This window comes from Parvimonas sp. M20 (assembly GCF_035282425.1).
Lineage (GTDB): Bacteria > Bacillota > Clostridia > Tissierellales > Peptoniphilaceae > Parvimonas.
The window spans coordinates 1-290 of sequence record NZ_JAYKBQ010000120.1 but is presented as its reverse complement, the minus strand read 5'-3'; the positions used below and the strand labels follow the sequence as shown (position 1 = coordinate 290).

The window sequence follows — 290 nt, the reverse complement described above, 5'->3', positions numbered from 1 at the left end:
GGTGAAGGCGATGTTAATGCCTATGTGGAGTATTTAGGCTCACATGGCACCTTAGAGGCTGCTACGCGTCACGCGGAGGAGCTTGCCGCTCAAAACCATGACAACCAATATACTGTATTCCAAGCGGTTAAAACAGTTGCTACTGTTCGCCGTACGGAAGCAGTCTGGACTATCAATCGATGAAACCTTCAAGCACACGCTTCGATCGAGCATTGGCAGCTATTGCTCTGGCTATCAGTGCTTTTATGCTGGGTACTATGGTTGCTGTTCCGCCTCATTATGGATGGGTG

1 protein-coding gene is annotated in these 290 nt (G+C 49.3%); it reads left to right on the top strand.

Going from position 1 to position 290, the window contains the following annotated elements:
* Positions 1–183: hypothetical protein (locus VJI93_RS08645; RefSeq protein ID WP_324000481.1), on the top strand; the 183-nt coding region annotated here is incomplete at its 5' end.
* Positions 184–290: the final 107 nt, after the last annotated feature.